This is a genomic window from Lentzea kristufekii (genome assembly GCF_033949925.1).
GTDB classification, from domain to species: Bacteria; Actinomycetota; Actinomycetes; order Mycobacteriales; family Pseudonocardiaceae; genus Lentzea; species Lentzea kristufekii.
On the sequence record NZ_JAXAVV010000001.1, the window covers coordinates 115,239 to 129,739 of the forward strand.

12 protein-coding genes and 1 pseudogene are annotated in these 14,501 nt (G+C 68.3%); 6 read left to right on the forward strand and 7 right to left on the reverse strand.

The features are described 5' to 3' along the window. Positions 1-303: 303 nt before the first annotated feature. Positions 304-564 (forward strand): annotated as a pseudogene (locus SK571_RS00590) (DUF6236 family protein); the annotation flags it as partial. Here the strand turns inward: SK571_RS00590 and SK571_RS00595 are convergent. Continuing rightward, the gene (locus SK571_RS00595; protein WP_319982046.1) at positions 549-2,408 is read right to left on the reverse strand and encodes a S9 family peptidase; all 1,860 of its coding nucleotides are present in this window, start codon (positions 2,406-2,408) and stop codon (positions 549-551) included. The pseudogene SK571_RS00590 and the gene SK571_RS00595 overlap by 16 nt on opposite strands. An 89-nt stretch (positions 2,409-2,497) precedes the next feature. Here SK571_RS00595 and SK571_RS00600 point away from each other — a divergent pair, with 89 nt between their 5' ends. Continuing rightward, positions 2,498-3,700: a metal-dependent hydrolase family protein gene (locus SK571_RS00600; protein ID WP_319982047.1), complete on the forward strand. Its 1,203-nt coding sequence runs from the start codon at positions 2,498-2,500 to the stop codon at positions 3,698-3,700. Here the strand turns inward: SK571_RS00600 and SK571_RS00605 are convergent, their stop codons facing one another. Next, positions 3,701-4,705, reverse strand: a complete 1,005-nt coding sequence (locus SK571_RS00605; protein ID WP_319982048.1) for a TerC family protein — start codon at positions 4,703-4,705, stop codon at positions 3,701-3,703. It lies immediately after the preceding gene. A gap of 357 nt (positions 4,706-5,062) precedes the next feature. Here SK571_RS00605 and SK571_RS00610 point away from each other — a divergent pair, with 357 nt between their 5' ends. The 3 genes from SK571_RS00610 to SK571_RS00620 are packed head-to-tail and all read left to right on the forward strand — an operon-like array spanning position 5,063 to position 9,013. Next, positions 5,063-7,909, forward strand: a complete 2,847-nt coding sequence (locus SK571_RS00610) for an alpha/beta fold hydrolase (RefSeq protein ID WP_319982049.1) — start codon at positions 5,063-5,065, stop codon at positions 7,907-7,909. Further along, entirely contained in the window at positions 7,902-8,090 is a 189-nt protein-coding gene (locus SK571_RS00615; protein ID WP_319982050.1) for a hypothetical protein, read from the forward strand. Before SK571_RS00610 ends, SK571_RS00615 begins: the two co-directional genes overlap by 8 nt. Next, entirely contained in the window at positions 8,087-9,013 is a 927-nt protein-coding gene (locus SK571_RS00620; RefSeq protein ID WP_319982051.1) for an ABC transporter permease, read from the forward strand. The genes SK571_RS00615 and SK571_RS00620 overlap by 4 nt, the downstream gene beginning before the upstream one ends. Here SK571_RS00620 and SK571_RS00625 read toward each other — a convergent pair. Next, positions 9,010-9,402, reverse strand: coding sequence for a VOC family protein (locus SK571_RS00625; RefSeq protein WP_319982052.1), 393 nt, complete (start codon positions 9,400-9,402; stop codon positions 9,010-9,012). The genes SK571_RS00620 and SK571_RS00625 overlap by 4 nt on opposite strands. Before the next feature lie 56 nt (positions 9,403-9,458). On the opposite strand from SK571_RS00625, the gene SK571_RS00630 reads away from it, so the two are divergent. Then, the gene (locus SK571_RS00630; RefSeq protein WP_266041770.1) at positions 9,459-9,839 is read left to right on the forward strand and encodes a VOC family protein; all 381 of its coding nucleotides are present in this window, start codon (positions 9,459-9,461) and stop codon (positions 9,837-9,839) included. On the opposite strand, the gene SK571_RS00635 is transcribed toward SK571_RS00630, so the two are convergent. The 4 genes from SK571_RS00635 to SK571_RS00650 form a co-directional block, all read right to left on the reverse strand. Beyond that, a complete protein-coding gene (locus SK571_RS00635; protein ID WP_319982053.1) occupies positions 9,836-10,186 on the reverse strand; it encodes an MmcQ/YjbR family DNA-binding protein in 351 nt (116 codons plus the stop codon). The two genes, SK571_RS00630 and SK571_RS00635, sit on opposite strands and share 4 nt — an antisense overlap. A gap of 7 nt (positions 10,187-10,193) precedes the next feature. After that, entirely contained in the window at positions 10,194-10,625 is a 432-nt protein-coding gene (locus SK571_RS00640; RefSeq protein WP_319982054.1) for a MarR family winged helix-turn-helix transcriptional regulator, read from the reverse strand. A 533-nt stretch (positions 10,626-11,158) separates the two neighbouring features. Continuing rightward, entirely contained in the window at positions 11,159-13,321 is a 2,163-nt protein-coding gene (gene uvrB / locus SK571_RS00645) for an excinuclease ABC subunit UvrB (RefSeq protein WP_319982055.1), read from the reverse strand. Positions 13,322-13,387: 66 nt separating this feature from the next. Beyond that, positions 13,388-14,494 (reverse strand): DUF5685 family protein, encoded by a 1,107-nt coding sequence (locus tag SK571_RS00650; protein WP_319982056.1) that lies wholly within the window; start codon positions 14,492-14,494, stop codon positions 13,388-13,390. Positions 14,495-14,501: the final 7 nt, after the last annotated feature.

The following is a 14,501-nucleotide window of genomic DNA, read 5'->3' on the forward strand; positions in this document are numbered from 1 at the left end:
GGAGCCTGGCTGAGCGGTCGACCGGCTCTGCTGCAGCCGCTGCAACCGGCGAACCGATGCGGTGCTTCAACCCCGGCTACACGGTCTGGGCGCACGCCGCCGCAGGCGAGGTGCTGTTCGATCCGAAGTTCTGATTCGGGTGCTTCTGGGTGGACGCGCGGGAGGCGGGGGAGGCGGCAACACCTCGTGGCGTTCGACGCCGATTCCCCGCCCGCGCAGGAACTTCTGGCCCCGTTCAAGGCCTTCAGGCCTTGAGGTAGCGGTCCCCACCACTCCAGCACGGCCGCGAGACACGCCCAGGCGTTCGTCACCGCAGCGGTGCAGACAGTCGTGCCGGAAGTCCTCGCGGACGTGCCGGTTGAGAAGATCCTCGAACTGCGCGAGACGTTCCCCGAAGAGTTCCACCGCTTCCGCGCCCACGTCGGCGACCGGTTCACCGAACTGGAGGACAAGCTTCGCTCGATCAAGCTGATCCCGCGCCGCGTCCGCGTGTGGCTGAAGGCGGACGCGGTGCGGGAATCACCGGTCGGCTGGCTGTTCCGAACGCGTCAGGCCTTGAGGTAGCGGTCCCACCACTCCAGCACCGCGTCGAACCGCTGCTTGCGGTGCCTCGGCTGCCCGGACCGGGTCAGCTCGTGCCCCTCACCTGGGAAGATCAGCATCTCCGTCTCGACACCGCGCCGCTTCAACGCCACGAACATGCGCTGCGCCTGTTCCAGCGGGCAGCGCCAGTCGTGCTCGGAGTGGACGACGGCGAACGGCAGGTTGATCTTCTCGGCGTAGGTCAGCGGCGACATCGCGCGCTGCGCCTCGGGATCGGTGCCGCAGTAGGCGTCGGCGAAGAAGTAGCCGATGTCCGAGGAACCGCCGAACGAGTCCCAGGCGTTCACGGCCCGCTCGCTCCAGGCCGCCTTGAAGCGTTCGCCGTGGTGTGCGGACAGCCACGACGTCATGAAGCCGCCGTAGGAGCCGCCCATCACGCCGACGCGGTCGGCGTCGCAGTCCTCGCGCGCGAGCGCTACGTCCAAAAGGGACAGGACGTCGTCCACGTCTACCGTGCCGAACCTGCCGACCACCGCCTGGCCGTGGGCCTGGCCGTAGCCCGCCGAGCCGCGCGGGTTCGGCAGCACGACGGCGTAGCCCGCGGTCGCGTAGACCTGGGCCTCGTCGAAGAAACCCCAGCTGTGGTACATGAACGGGCCGCCGTGCACGGCCATGACGACCGGGTGCGGACCGTCGCCTTCGGGCAGCACGAGCCAGCCGTGCACCGGGTAGCCGTCGGAGGCGGAGCCGGAGAGCTCCACGACCCGGCGCGCGGAGACCGACGAGAACGCCGTGCGCACACCGGTTCCGACGAACTCGACCTGACCGACATCGTCCGGAGTGGACACGACCGCGACCACAGTGGACCCGTCGGTCGCGAACGAACGGACGGCTGCCGAGGAACCCGCGAGCACCTCGCCGGGCCCGCCCTCGAAGGGGATTCGCTGCAGCTCCAACGCGCCGCGGTTGCGCACGACCAGGAGCACGCCCGACGAGTCGGCCACGGGCTGGCCCGAAAACCGTTCCACGTCGACGGTTTCGACGTCGGTGAGCCGGACGGGAGCGGAACCGTCCACCGGCGACTTCCACAGGCCGTGGTTGCGCGCCACGGCGTCGATCCCGGTGAACTCGGTGCCCAGCCAGTAGAGCGACCCGTTGGCCACGAACGGCATCGAGACCTCACCGGCGCCGCGCACCAGCAGCGAGACCTCGCCGCCTGCGGCGGGGACCGTGTACAGGTCGGAGTGCAGGGTCTCGGAGACGCCCAGGTCGCGCGGGGCGACGAACACCAGCGTCGAGTCGTCGAGCCAGGCCGGGTCGGAGACGTCGTGCGCACCGTCGGTGACCTCGGAGACGGCTCCGTCCAGGTCGACGACGTGCAGGCGCGGGCGGCGGTCGGCGAGGAAGCCGACGTCGTCGACGCGGTAGTCCAGGCGCGTGATGCGGCGCGGCGGCTCGGACTCGGGGCCGTCGTCCGTGGTCCCGTAGCGGCCGGCTTCGGGCACGCGGGCCACGAAGACGAGTCGCGACGAGTCCGGTGACCACACCGGGGCACCGGCGCCCAGCGGCAGATCTGTCAGCCGGCGCGGCTCGCCGCCGTCCACCGGAACGACGTAGAGCTGCGGCTTCGACTTTCCGCTGACGCGCAAGAACGCGACCAGCTTGCCGTCGGGAGAAATGCGCTGCGCATTGTCACGATCACCGTGCGTCCACGGTGTTGTCGTGCCATCCGGGAACACCCGGTGCAGACCGCCCCGGTAGGTGTTCTTGTCGAGGTCGGGCGTGGTGATGCTGACCAGCACCAGGTCTCCGGACACGGCGACGGTGCCGGGCGTGGTGAGCAGCTGCAGGTCTTCAGGGCGCACGGCGTGGACGCTAACAGAACTTGTTAGCAACGCTCAGAGTTATTTGTTGACCGATCACAAAAATTGACTCAGCGCATAGATTCCCGCGTATGACGCGCATCGTGTTCTCTGGGGGCAGGGTCTTCACCGGCCGGGCGACCGAGCCCGGCGACGTGGTGGTCGAGAACGACCGCATCGTCGACGTGGGCATCGGGCTCGACGGCGACACCTTGGTCGACGCGACCGGCCACACGATCCTGCCGGGACTGTTCGACTGCCACGTGCACTTCATGTTCAGCGGCGCCGACCTGGTGCGGTCGCTGAACACGCCGTTCTCCCTGCCGTTCTACGAGGCGATCGGCAACATGAAAGCGACGCTGCAGTGCGGCATCACGACGGTCCGCGACGCGCTCGGTGCCGACCTCGGTGTCGCGGAGGCGGTCCGGCGCGGCCTGATCCAGGGCCCGCGCATGCAGATCGCGGTCAACATGGTCTCGCAGACCGGCGGCCACAACGACGACTGGATGCAGTGCGGCGCCCACATCTCCCCGCCGCTGCACCCCGGCCTGCCGGACACCGTCGCCGACGGTCCCGAGGAGCTGCGCAAGGTCATCCGCACGCTGGTCCGCCACGGCGCCGACATCATCAAGATCGCGTCGAGCGGCGGCGTGATGTCGCCGCGCAGCAACCCCAGGCACGCGCACTTCCGCGACGAGGAGATCGCGATGATCGTGCAGGAGGCCAACGCCGCGGGCATCGCGGTGATGTCGCACGCCATGAGCGGCGACGGCATCCTCACGGCCGTGCGCAACGGCGTCCGCTCCATCGAGCACGGCGTGTTCCTCACCGACGAGGGCGTCGAGGAGATGCTCAAGAACGGCACGTGGCTCGTGCCGACGCTGATGGCACCGCGCATGGTGCTCGACCAGGCCGCCGCCGGCATGGCGATCTCGGACGTCATCCTCGACAAGGCCAACGCCGTTGTCTCGCAACACTTCCAGTCGTTCCAGAAGGCGTACCAGGCGGGCGTGAAGATCGCGATGGGCACCGACTCCGGCGTCGGGCCGCACGGCGACAACCTCAACGAGCTGACGCTGATGGTCGAGTACGGCATGACCCCGGCCGAGGCGCTCTACGCGACCACCACGTCCGCCGCAGAGCTCATGCGCCTCGGAAACGAACTCGGCGAGCTCGCCCCGGGCAAGCTCGCCGATCTCGTTCTCGTGGAGGGTGACGCCGAACAGCACGTGAAGGCCGGAACCCTGAAGCAGGCCATCCGCGCCGTCTACCAGAACGGCGTTTCCCTGATCTGACTAGTGGTTTGCGTCGGCGCCGATGTGCTTCGCGGAGTCCGGGTCGCGGCGCACCTTCAGCAGGCTGGCGATCGTCGTGATCGCCAGCACGCCGATGATCACCGACAGGGAGACCTCGATGCCGATCGTCGGCACGTGGAAGGGCTCGCCGCCGTTGAGGAACGGCAGGGTGTTGGTGTGCAGGGCTTCCAGGATCAGCTTGACGCCGATGAAGCCGAGGATCACCGACAGGCCGATCGACAGGTAGACGAGCTTCGCGAGCAGGCCGCCGAGCAGGAAGTACAGCTGGCGCAGGCCCATCAGCGCGAACGCGTTGGCCGTGAACACCAGGAACGGCTCCTTGGTGAGGCCGAAGATCGCGGGGATCGAGTCGAGCGCGAAGAGCAGGTCGGTGGAGCCGATCGCGACCATCACGATGAACATCGGGGTCACGAAGCGCTTGCCGTCGATCTTGATGAACGACTTGGAGCCGTGGAAGTCGTTGGTCACCGGGAAAACCTTGCGCACCATGCGCAGCATCAGGTTCTCCTTGTACTCCTCTTCCTCGTCGTGGTTCTCCCGTGCCAGCTGCCAGCCGGTGTAGATGAGGAACGCGCCGAAGATGAAGAAGACCCAGCTGAACTTGGCGATGAGCGCCGCGCCGGCCGCGATGAAGATGCCGCGCATGACGAGGGCGAGCAGGATGCCGATCAGCAGCACCTTGTGCTGGTGGATCGCGGGCACCTTGAACGTCGTCATGATGATCAAGAAGATGAAGAGGTTGTCGACGCTCAGCGAGTACTCGGTGATGTACCCGGCGAAGAACTCCGTGGCGTACTGACCACCCGAGAAGTACCAGATGCCGAGACCGAAGACGGCGGCCATCGCCACGTAGAAGATCACCCAGCGGGCGGCCTCACCGATCGTCACCTCATGGGGCTTTCGATCGACGATCACCAGGTCCACGGCCAGCAGAACGAGCAGACCACCGATCGTCGCGATCCACATCCATGCGGGGACGTTCACAACCCAACCTCCGGGATTCTCAGCGCATGCCAGATAAACCCGGAGGTCTCCTCCGCCGCCGAGACGAGCTCTCGAACGACCAACGGCACCGGGAGCTCCACGCCGAGCTCCGTACTGACGACACCGCTGCTTAGGGAGTACTCCCCTCCATGCTGCGTCAATATTGTGCTCTACGAAGAGCGGTTAGCGCCACACAGGGTGAGCAGACCCACGCAACCAGGTGCGATGGGAATACGCAGCGTGTCGTTCGGGTTGAACCGACCACTACCTGAAGGCCTGCTGAAGATCCACTGATGCTGAGACCGCGGGCGGATCCCGACAGGACGTTCTCAGCAAAACTCGCATATCGTCATCGACGTGTCCCGCCTCTCCCGCCTTCGCGGCAGGTGGACGATCCCCGCATTGATCGTGGTACTGGCCCTCGTCGCAGGTGGCGTGTACTTCACTCGATCCGGAGACGACCCCGTAGCCGTTTCCTTCAAAGAAGCGAACATCGACGCACCTGAGAGCGCTGACAGCGCTCAGACGGTGACGATCGAGACGCGCCTCTACCTCCCCCAGCAGACGCCCGCGCCCGCGATCATGCTCGCGCACGGCTTCGGCGGCAGTTTGCGCAGCGTGCACACGCAGGCCGAGGAGTTCGCGCGACGCGGATTCGTCGTTCTGACGTGGTCCGCACGTGGTTTCGGCCGCAGCACGGGCCAGATCGCGCTGAACTCCATCGACCGCGAGGTCCGCGACGCGCAGAAGCTCCTCGACTTCCTCGGCACACGTGACGAGGTGGAGAAGGACAGCGGCGGCGACCCCCGCGTGGGCGTGACAGGCGCGTCGTACGGCGGTGCGCTGTCACTGCTGCTCGCGGGCGTCGACAAGCGCGTCGACACACTCGTCCCCGTCATCACCTACAACGACCTCGCGCAGGCGCTGCTGCCGAACTCGGCGCTGGCGACTCCGCGCGCGGACGCCACCCCGTCCGCCACGGCGTTCGGTGAGGACGGCGTCTTCAAGCGTTCGTGGGCGGGCATCTTCTTCTCCGCGGGCATGACGTCGATCGACCTCTCGTCGCCCACGGGTGACGCGCCCGAGCAGGGCCAGCGGGAGCCGAGCCAGAACTCCGTGCAGGCACCTCAGCAGCAGCCCGGGGGCAGCTCAGGCGCCCAGGGCCAGCAGCCGCCCACGCCGTCACTGGGCGCGTGCGGCCGCTTCACGCCCGAGGTCTGCGCCGCCTACACCGAGGTCGCGACGAAGGGCCGTGCCTCACAGCAGACGCTCGACCTGCTGCGCAAGTCGTCCCCCGTCGCCGTGACCGACCAGATCAAGCAGCCGACGATGCTGGTGCAGGGCGAGCAGGACACCCTGTTCGGTCTCGACCAGTCCGACGCCACCGCGCGTCAGATCGCCGCGGCCGGCGCCCAGGTCAAGATGGTCTGGTACGCGGGCGGCCACGACGGCGGCAACCCCGGTACCGCGCTGCGCGGCGAGATCGCCGACTGGATGGACTTCCACCTGCGCGGCAAGGGCGCCGATCCCGGCACGGGCTTCGAGTACACGGTGCAGGGCGCGTTCCGCTCGTCCGGCCAGCCGTCGCTGCGCACGGTCGTGGCGCCGTCTTACCCCGGTCTCGCCCAGGGCTCCTCGACCGAGCGCAAGACGCTGAAGCTCAGCGGACGCGAGCAGGTCGTGGTGAACCCGGCGGGCGGCAACCCGGCGTCGATCAGCAACCTGCCGGGCCTGGGTTCGGCGCTCTCGCGGTCGTCGGCGATCTCGTCGCGGCTGTCGCTCGACATGCCGGGCCAGGCCGCGGTGTTCACCTCGGACGCCCTGGACTCGCAGGTGCTGCTGACCGGTTCGTCCACGGTGAAGCTGCGCGTCGCGCGCGGTGACCAGAGCTCCGGCGAAGCGATCCTGTTCGCGAAGCTCTACGACGTCTCCGCGGACGGCACCCGCACGCTGCCCGGCTCGATCGTCGCGCCGTTCCGCGTGGCGCTGCCGCCGGACGGTTCCGCCGCCGAGGTGACCGTGACGCTGCCCGGCACCGTCCGCCCCGTCGAGAGCGAGCACAAGCTGGCTCTCGTGGTGTCGACGACGGACCAGGCGTTCGCGAACGCCGAGCAGCCCGCCGCGTACCGGATCTCGCTGGCCTCCGACGAGATCTCCGTGCCCGTGGTGCCCGGCCGCAACGTCACCGAGGGCTTCCCCACGGGAGCACTGTGGGGCATCGCGATCGCGCTGCTCGTGCTGATCGGCTCCGGCATCGTCGCGATGTTCCGCCGCCGCATGGCGCAGGACTCCGATCCCGACCTCGCCGAGGTGCCGCTGGTCATCTCGAACCTGACGAAGGCCTACCCCGGCGGCGTGACCGCCGTGAAGGACCTGTCGTTCCGGGTCGAGCACGGCATGGTCCTCGGCCTGCTCGGTCCCAACGGCGCCGGCAAGACCACGACGCTGCGCATGGTGATGGGCCTGATTCACCCGTCCGAGGGCCACATCCGGGTCTTCGGCCACAAGGTCACGCCGGGCGCTCCGGTGCTGTCGCGCATCGGTTCGTTCGTCGAGGGCTCCGGCTTCCTGCCGCACCTCTCCGGCGCCGCGAACCTGCGCCTGTACTGGGCGGCGACGGGCAGGCCGCTGGACGAGGCGCACGTCGAGGAGGCGCTGGAGATCGCGGGCCTCGGCAAGGCGGTGCACCGCCGCGTGCGCACGTACAGCCAGGGCATGCGCCAGCGGCTGGCGATCGCCCAGGCGATGCTCGGCCTCCCGGACCTGCTGATCCTGGACGAGCCGGCCAACGGGCTCGACCCGCCCCAGATCCACCAGATGCGCGAGGTCCTGCGCCGGTACGCGGCGGCGGGCCGCACGGTGGTCGTGTCCTCGCACCTGCTGGCCGAGGTCGAGCAGACCTGTTCGCACGTGGTCGTGATGCACAAGGGCCAGCTCGTCGCCGCCGGCGAAGTGGCCGACATCGCGGCGGGAGGCGGCGAGGCGACGTTCCGCGTCGACTCCCCCTCGAAGGCAGCCGATGTCCTGCGGAGCCTCGAAGGCGTGCACGACGTGCACGAGGACGAGGGTGCCGTGCACGCGTCGATGAACGGCGTCCCGCGCGCCGCCGCCCTGTCTGCCCTCGTGGCAGCCGGCGTGGCGGTGGACCAGGCGGGCCCGCGACGCAGGCTGGAAGACGCGTTCTTGGAGCTGGTCGGTGAATGACTTCCTGATGGCAGCGGCGTCCGCCACGGCGGACGCCCCGAACCCCGCCGCCGTCGAGGTGCTGGCCGAGGCCGGCCTCGACGTGGCGGACGAGATCGCGGCGACGCCCGCGTTCGCCCCCGTGCGGACCGCGAACCCGAACCGCACGAAGGCACCAGTCCCGCAGGAGGTGGACCGATGAACGAGAACAGCGTCCACACCGATCCGGGCGCGCTCAAAGACCTCACCGACGCAGCCGCCCAGCAGCACACCAAGGTGGCTCCGGACGGCTCCTCGGTCGGCTACAAGGCGCGCCGCACCCTCCGCATCCACGTGGAGCTGCAACGGCAGATCCGCCGCCGCAGGACCCAGCTCGTGCTGGGGTTCCTGGTGCTGCTGCCGTTCATCCTCGCGGCGAGCTTCGAGATCGGGCAGTCCGACCCGAACCGCCGCTCCGGCGGCTTCGTGGACCTCGCGACCGCCAGCGGCATCAACTTCGTGGTGCTCACGCTGTTCGTGAGCAGCAGCTTCCTGCTGCCGATGATCGTGGCGCTGTTCTTCGGTGACACGATCGCGTCCGAAGCGTCGTGGTCGAGCCTCAAGTACCTGCTCGCCGCACCGATCCCGAGGCACCGCCTGCTGCGACAGAAGGCGATCAGCAGCGGCATCCTCAGCGTCTTCGCCCTCGCCCTGCTCCCCGCGGTGGCACTGGGAGTCGGCGTCGCCTGGTACGGCACGGGCGAGGTGGTGAGCCCGACCGGCGAGGCGGCCCCGTTCGGCGACGGCGTGCTCGCCATGGCGTTTGCCGTCATCTACATCTCGATCAACCTGTTCTGGGTCGCGGGCCTCGCGATGTTCCTGTCCGTGTCCACCGACGCGCCTCTCGGCGCCGTCGGCGGCACGGTGCTCGTCTCGATCGTGTCGCAGATCCTCGACCAGATCGAGCCGCTCGGGGACCTGCGCAACTACCTGCCGACGCACTACGCGATGGCGTGGGCCGACCTGCTCTCGACCGACATCGACTGGTCGGAGATGGCACGCGGCACGTTCTCCGCGCTCGCCTACGGCGGCATCTTCACGCTGCTCGCGGCACGGCAGTTCAAGACGAAGGACATCACGAGCTAGCTCACGCAGAACTCGTTGCCTTCCGGGTCGAGCATCACGACCCAGTGGCCCGTCTGGTCGTTGTGCTCACGCACCCGCGTGGCGCCCAGCGAAACCAGGCGGGCCACTGCGTCGAGACCCGGCCGGATGTCGAGGTGGACGCGGTTCTTCGCGGTCTTGCCCTCGGGCACCCGCTGGAACAGGAACCGCGGCCCCTTGCCGTCCGGGTCGATGATCGCCGCGTAGTCGTCCGCCGAGTCGAACGGGATGTTGTTCTTCACCGCGAACTCCTCCCACGTGGCGAAGCCGGGAGGCGGCGGCTGCTGGACGTAACCGAGCGCCTGCGCCCAGAAGTCGGCGAGCTTGGGCGGGTCGCCGGCGTCGAACGAGATCTGCATTTCCGTTGCCATGCGGCCACCGTAGAGACCAATGCGGACAACCACTGTCCGGAGTAGCGTGCCCTCTCATGTCACGTCCTGTGCACTTCGAGATCCACGCCGCAGATCCCGAGCGAGCGCGGAACTTCTACTCCTCGGTCTTCGGCTGGAAGATCGAACAGTGGGGCGACATCCCCTACTGGACCATCGTGACCGGCGACGACGACCAGCCCGGCGTGAACGGCGGCCTGCTTCCCCGCCGGGGCCCGGACCCGGCCCCGGACGCACCGGTCCACGGCTACGTCATGACGATCAGCGTGCCCGACATCGACGTCACCATCGCCGCCATCGAGGTCAACGGCGGCACCGTGGCCCTGCCCAAGGACAAGATGCCCGGCGTCGGCCTGCTCGCGTACTACAAGGACACCGAGAACAACATCTTCGGCATCCTCCAGCCGGAAGAACGCTAGACGGCAGGCCGCCTCCCCTTGGGCAACCGCGCGACGACGGCCTCGTAGGAGCCGTCGACCAGCTCCAACAGGTCGTCGTCGGGCACAGACCCCTTGAGCGCGATGGTGTTCCACCCGTACCGGCCGACGTACCCGCTCACCGTGACGTCACCGGGAAAGCGCTCTCGCCACACCGAGGCAGCCTCGGCGTCGGCACCGCACTTCAACCCGACGGTGTGCGCGTCAAGCCCGATGAAGGCGAACGCCTTACCACCGACCTTGCACACCAACTCGGCCTCGCCCCACGGATACGTCTCCTCGGCGCCAGGCTTGCCGGCGCAGTAGACGATCAACTCATCCAGTGTCACAACAGAATTATCGCGCGCCGAACACAGCAACGAAACGAGTGAGCAACCGGGCGAACACCACCCGCTCCTCCTCACTCCAGTCGGCCATGGCGACAGCACAAGCACTCTGCCGGGCCCGATGCAGCTCAGCGGACGTGGCCCGCCCCCGAGGCGTCCGCACGAGCAACACCCGCCGCCCATCGGCCTTGTCGGCGACACGGGCCACCAACCCGGCCTCAACGGCACTGGTGACGAGCTTGCTGGCCCGAGGCTGATCAACGTGCAAAGCCAAGGCAACACTGGAAACCGTGGCCTGAGCCCCAGTCCGCTCAGCCGTCTCCACAACATCGAGCACGTCGAAGGCAGGCACAGCCAACTCGGCCAAGGCCCGACGAGACTGACTACGCCGCACAGCGATCAGCGCCTGCTCCACCGCGGCAAGGTGGGAGTCCACATCCACCCCGAGATCATGGCGGCCCACGGCCCTGACGAAAGCAGTCCGCCAACATCTCACCCCAGAGGGCGATTTACGGGAAGCACGCAAATCGTTACAAGCGCACAGGATTACGCACCGACACGGCGATCTAACCCACCGCACGCAACACGCATCCACATTGGACACGCAATGCCGAAGGCGAGCCACCCAGCCCAAGCGATGCCGCAGGCGAGCAGTCATTCCTCAAGGGAGCGGTGGTGGCTCCCCCGTCTAGCGCTCCTGAGCTTTTGCCGCGCCGACTCCGGTGCGCTGGACGGGGGAGCCACCACCCAACGCAACCACCAACGCAACGGCACGCCGCCCAAAGCAACAGGCGTGCCATCTACCCGCGCGCGGCGTGGGACGGCTCCTTTGGGAGTGCCGGGAGCCTGAGGGCAGAGCTCTCAGCAAACGCACGCAACAGCAACACGACGCCCGCAGCCCGACCACCTACGAACAACAAACAGGCAGCCGCCAACGAACCAGGGAGACCACCTACGAAACCGGAGCGTCCAGGATCACTTGACCCCAGCCGCGTCCATCCCCCGCAGCTCCTTCTTCAAGTCCTGAATCTCATCCCGCAACCGAGCAGCCAACTCGAACTGCAGATCCCGGGCAGCGTTCATCATCTGATCGCTCAAAGACTGCACCAGATCAGCCAACTCGGACCGAGCCATCCCGGCCCGCTCAGCCGAAGCCACCACCCCGGAAGACCGACCACTCTCCCCGGCGGCCCGCTTCCCCCGGGACTGGTTCCGCCCGGACCCACCAACCGGAACCTCGTCCTCGATCTCGGAGTACACCGCCTCCAGGATGTCGGTGATCTTCTTCCGCAGCGGCTGCGGGTCGATCCCACGTTCAGTGTTGTAGGCGACCTGCTTCTCACGCCGCCGGTTGGTCTCCTCGATCGCGTGCCGCATCGAGTCGGTGATCCGGTCCGCGTACATGTGGACCTCACCCGACACGTTTCGAGCGGCACGGCCGATCGTCTGCACCAGAGAGGTCCCGGAACGCAGGAACCCCTCCTTGTCGGCGTCGAGGATCGCCACCAGCGACACCTCGGGAAGGTCGAGTCCCTCCCGCAGCAGGTTGATGCCGATCAGCACGTCGTACTCGCCGAGGCGGAGCTGACGCAGCAACTCCACCCGGCGCAGGGTGTCGACCTCGGAGTGCAGGTACCGGACCCGGATCCCCAGTTCCAGCAGGTAGTCCGTCAGGTCCTCGGCCATCTTCTTGGTCAGCGTCGTGACCAGGACCCGCTCGTCGCGTTCGGCCCGCTCGCGGATCGAGTGCACCAGGTCGTCGATCTGGCCCTCGGTCGGCTTGACGACGACCTCGGGGTCGATCAGGCCGGTGGGCCGGATGACCTGTTCGACGAACTCGCCGCCGGTCTGCCCCATCTCGTACGGGCCCGGGGTGGCCGACAGGTACACGACCTGGCCGATCCGGTCGGCGAACTCCTCCCAGGTCAGCGGGCGGTTGTCCAGCGCAGAGGGCAGCCGGAAGCCGTGCTCCACGAGGTTGCGCTTGCGGGACGCGTCGCCCTCGTACATGCCGCCGATCTGCGGCACCGTCACGTGCGACTCGTCGATGACCATCAGGAAGTCGTCCGGGAAGTAGTCGAGCAGCGTCGCCGGCGCCGTTCCCGGCCCGCGACCGTCGATGTGGCGCGAGTAGTTCTCGATGCCGTTGCAGAAGCCGACCTGCTTCATCATCTCCAGGTCGTACTGGGTGCGCATGCGCAGGCGCTGGGCCTCGAGCAGCTTGCCCTGGCGCTCCATCTGCGCGAGCGTCGTCTCCAGTTCGGCCTCGATGTCGCGGATCGCGCGCTCCATGCGCTCCGGGCCCGCCACGTAGTGCGTCGCGGGGAAGATCCGGAGCTCGGAGACCTCCTTCACCACGTCGCCGGTGAGCGGGTGGAGGTAGTAGAGCTTGTCGATCTCGTCGCCGAAGAACTCGACGCGGACGGCGAGCTCCTCGTAGGACGGGATGATCTCGACCGTGTCGCCCCGCACGCGGAACGAGCCGCGGGTGAACGACATGTCGTTGCGGGTGTACTGGACGTCGACCAGCAGGCGCAGGAACGCGTCGCGGTCGACCTCCACACCCGTCTCCAGCGGGATCGAGCGGTCGAGGTACGACTGGGGCGTGCCCAGGCCGTAGATGCACGACACCGACGCGACCACGATGACGTCGCGCCGGGTCAGCAGCGACATCGTGGCCGAGTGGCGCAGGCGCTCGACGTCCTCGTTGATCGAGGAGTCCTTCTCGATGTACGTGTCCGTCTGCGGGATGTACGCCTCGGGCTGGTAGTAGTCGTAGTAGCTGACGAAGTACTCCACCGCGTTGTGCGGGAAGAGCTCCTTCAGCTCGTTCGCCAGCTGGGCGGCCAGGGTCTTGTTCGGCGCCATCACCAGGGTGGGGCGCTGCAGCTTCTCGACCAGCCACGCCGTGGTCGCCGACTTGCCGGTACCAGTGGCGCCGAGCAGCACCACGTCGCGCTCACCGGCGCGGACGCGGCGTTCCAGGTCGGCGATGGCCGCCGGCTGGTCGCCCGCCGGCTGGTACTCGCTGACCACGCGGAACTTCCCGTCGGTCCGTTCGATGTCGCCGACGGGACGGTGTTCGGAGTGCGCCTTGACGGTGCTTTCCTCTGGCGGGAGCTCGGTTGCGAAAGCCACGGGAAGCACGTTACGCCGGGGGTCTGACAATTTCCGATTGTGCCTGGTCAGACCCCCTCGAAGACCTCAGTCGCAGGGGCAGCAGTTGCAGTCGCAGTCACAGTTCGGGCCGCAGTCGGGGCCGGGGTCGCAGCCGTCACGCCGCTTGTCGCTCCACGGCCCGGGGAACGGGTCGCGGCAGCAGAACTGGCAGGTCCCGCACATGTAGAGGAACGCGCCGCAGCCCTCGAAGCACCCGCGCGGCTGCCGCTGCCAGTTGAGCCTGGGGTACGACCACAACCCGCTGCCGGGATCCGACCAGCGGGGCTTGCCCGGTGGGTACTGGTGCCTCTTGCGCTTGCCGAACACCCGGATGATCGACTCTTCCAGCTCGTGCACCAGCAGCTTGTGCACGAGCCGCGCGTCGGTGAACTCCACGTCGCCGAGCGCCAGCCTGATCCCCGCGACCGCGTCCAGGCACAGCCGGTGCGCCTCCTCGACGGACGTCCCGGTGGCGAGCAGCGGGTTCCACGCGCCGGAAGCGCGGTCCTCCTCCAGGTCCTCCACGGCGTCGATCAGGTGCGCCACCCGCCCGAACAGCCGCCCCACCTCGCGCAACGGCTCCACGTTGCCGGGCCTGCCGGCGATGATCGCGGTCTGCCCGACGGCGAACGCGGTCGCGGTCTCCGTGGGTTCGGTGACCACGAGCACCGAGCTGCCGAGCCCCGCCCCGGCCTCCACCTCGGGCTGCCGCCGCACCGCGTCCACCATCACCGACGCGTCGAACCCGAGGTCGGACGCCGTTCCGAGGCCCTTGGAGGCCCAGCGCTGCGCGACCACGCGCCCCGCCCACCCGAGGCGGCCCGCGAGGCCGTCGCCGTCGTCCACGTGGTCCTGGATCTTCAACGACGCGAGCACGAGCGACACCGAGGCCGCCAGCCGCGCACCGTCGCCGATGGCCACGTCCGCGGACTTCATGCCGCGCAACGCACACGGCCCGGCGGTCCGCCGCGAGACGCTGGACTGCGCCTCCACCGCGGCCGAGATCATCAGCCCGTCGTAGTTGGTGACGAGACGCGAGAGATGACCGTGCTCGTCGCGCAACGACAGGCACATTCCACAAAGGTGTGAGAGCCACGCGGACCGCAGCTCAGCGCCCATTCTGTTGCGACAGGGGCGGATGATCCCGAACATGCGCGGC

Bases quoted from the DNA above. Each gene is read 5' to 3' on its own strand.
- SK571_RS00630 (WP_266041770.1), top strand. From the start codon at position 9,459: ATGTCACGTCCTGTGCACTTCGAGATCCACGCCGCAGATCCCGAGCGA.
- SK571_RS00625 (WP_319982052.1), bottom strand. From the start codon at position 9,402: ATGGCAACGGAAATGCAGATCTCGTTCGACGCCGGCGACCCGCCCAAG.
- SK571_RS00600 (WP_319982047.1), top strand. From the start codon at position 2,498: ATGACGCGCATCGTGTTCTCTGGGGGCAGGGTCTTCACCGGCCGGGCG.
- SK571_RS00650 (WP_319982056.1), bottom strand. From the start codon at position 14,494: ATGTTCGGGATCATCCGCCCCTGTCGCAACAGAATGGGCGCTGAGCTG.
- SK571_RS00620 (WP_319982051.1), top strand. From the start codon at position 8,087: ATGAACGAGAACAGCGTCCACACCGATCCGGGCGCGCTCAAAGACCTC.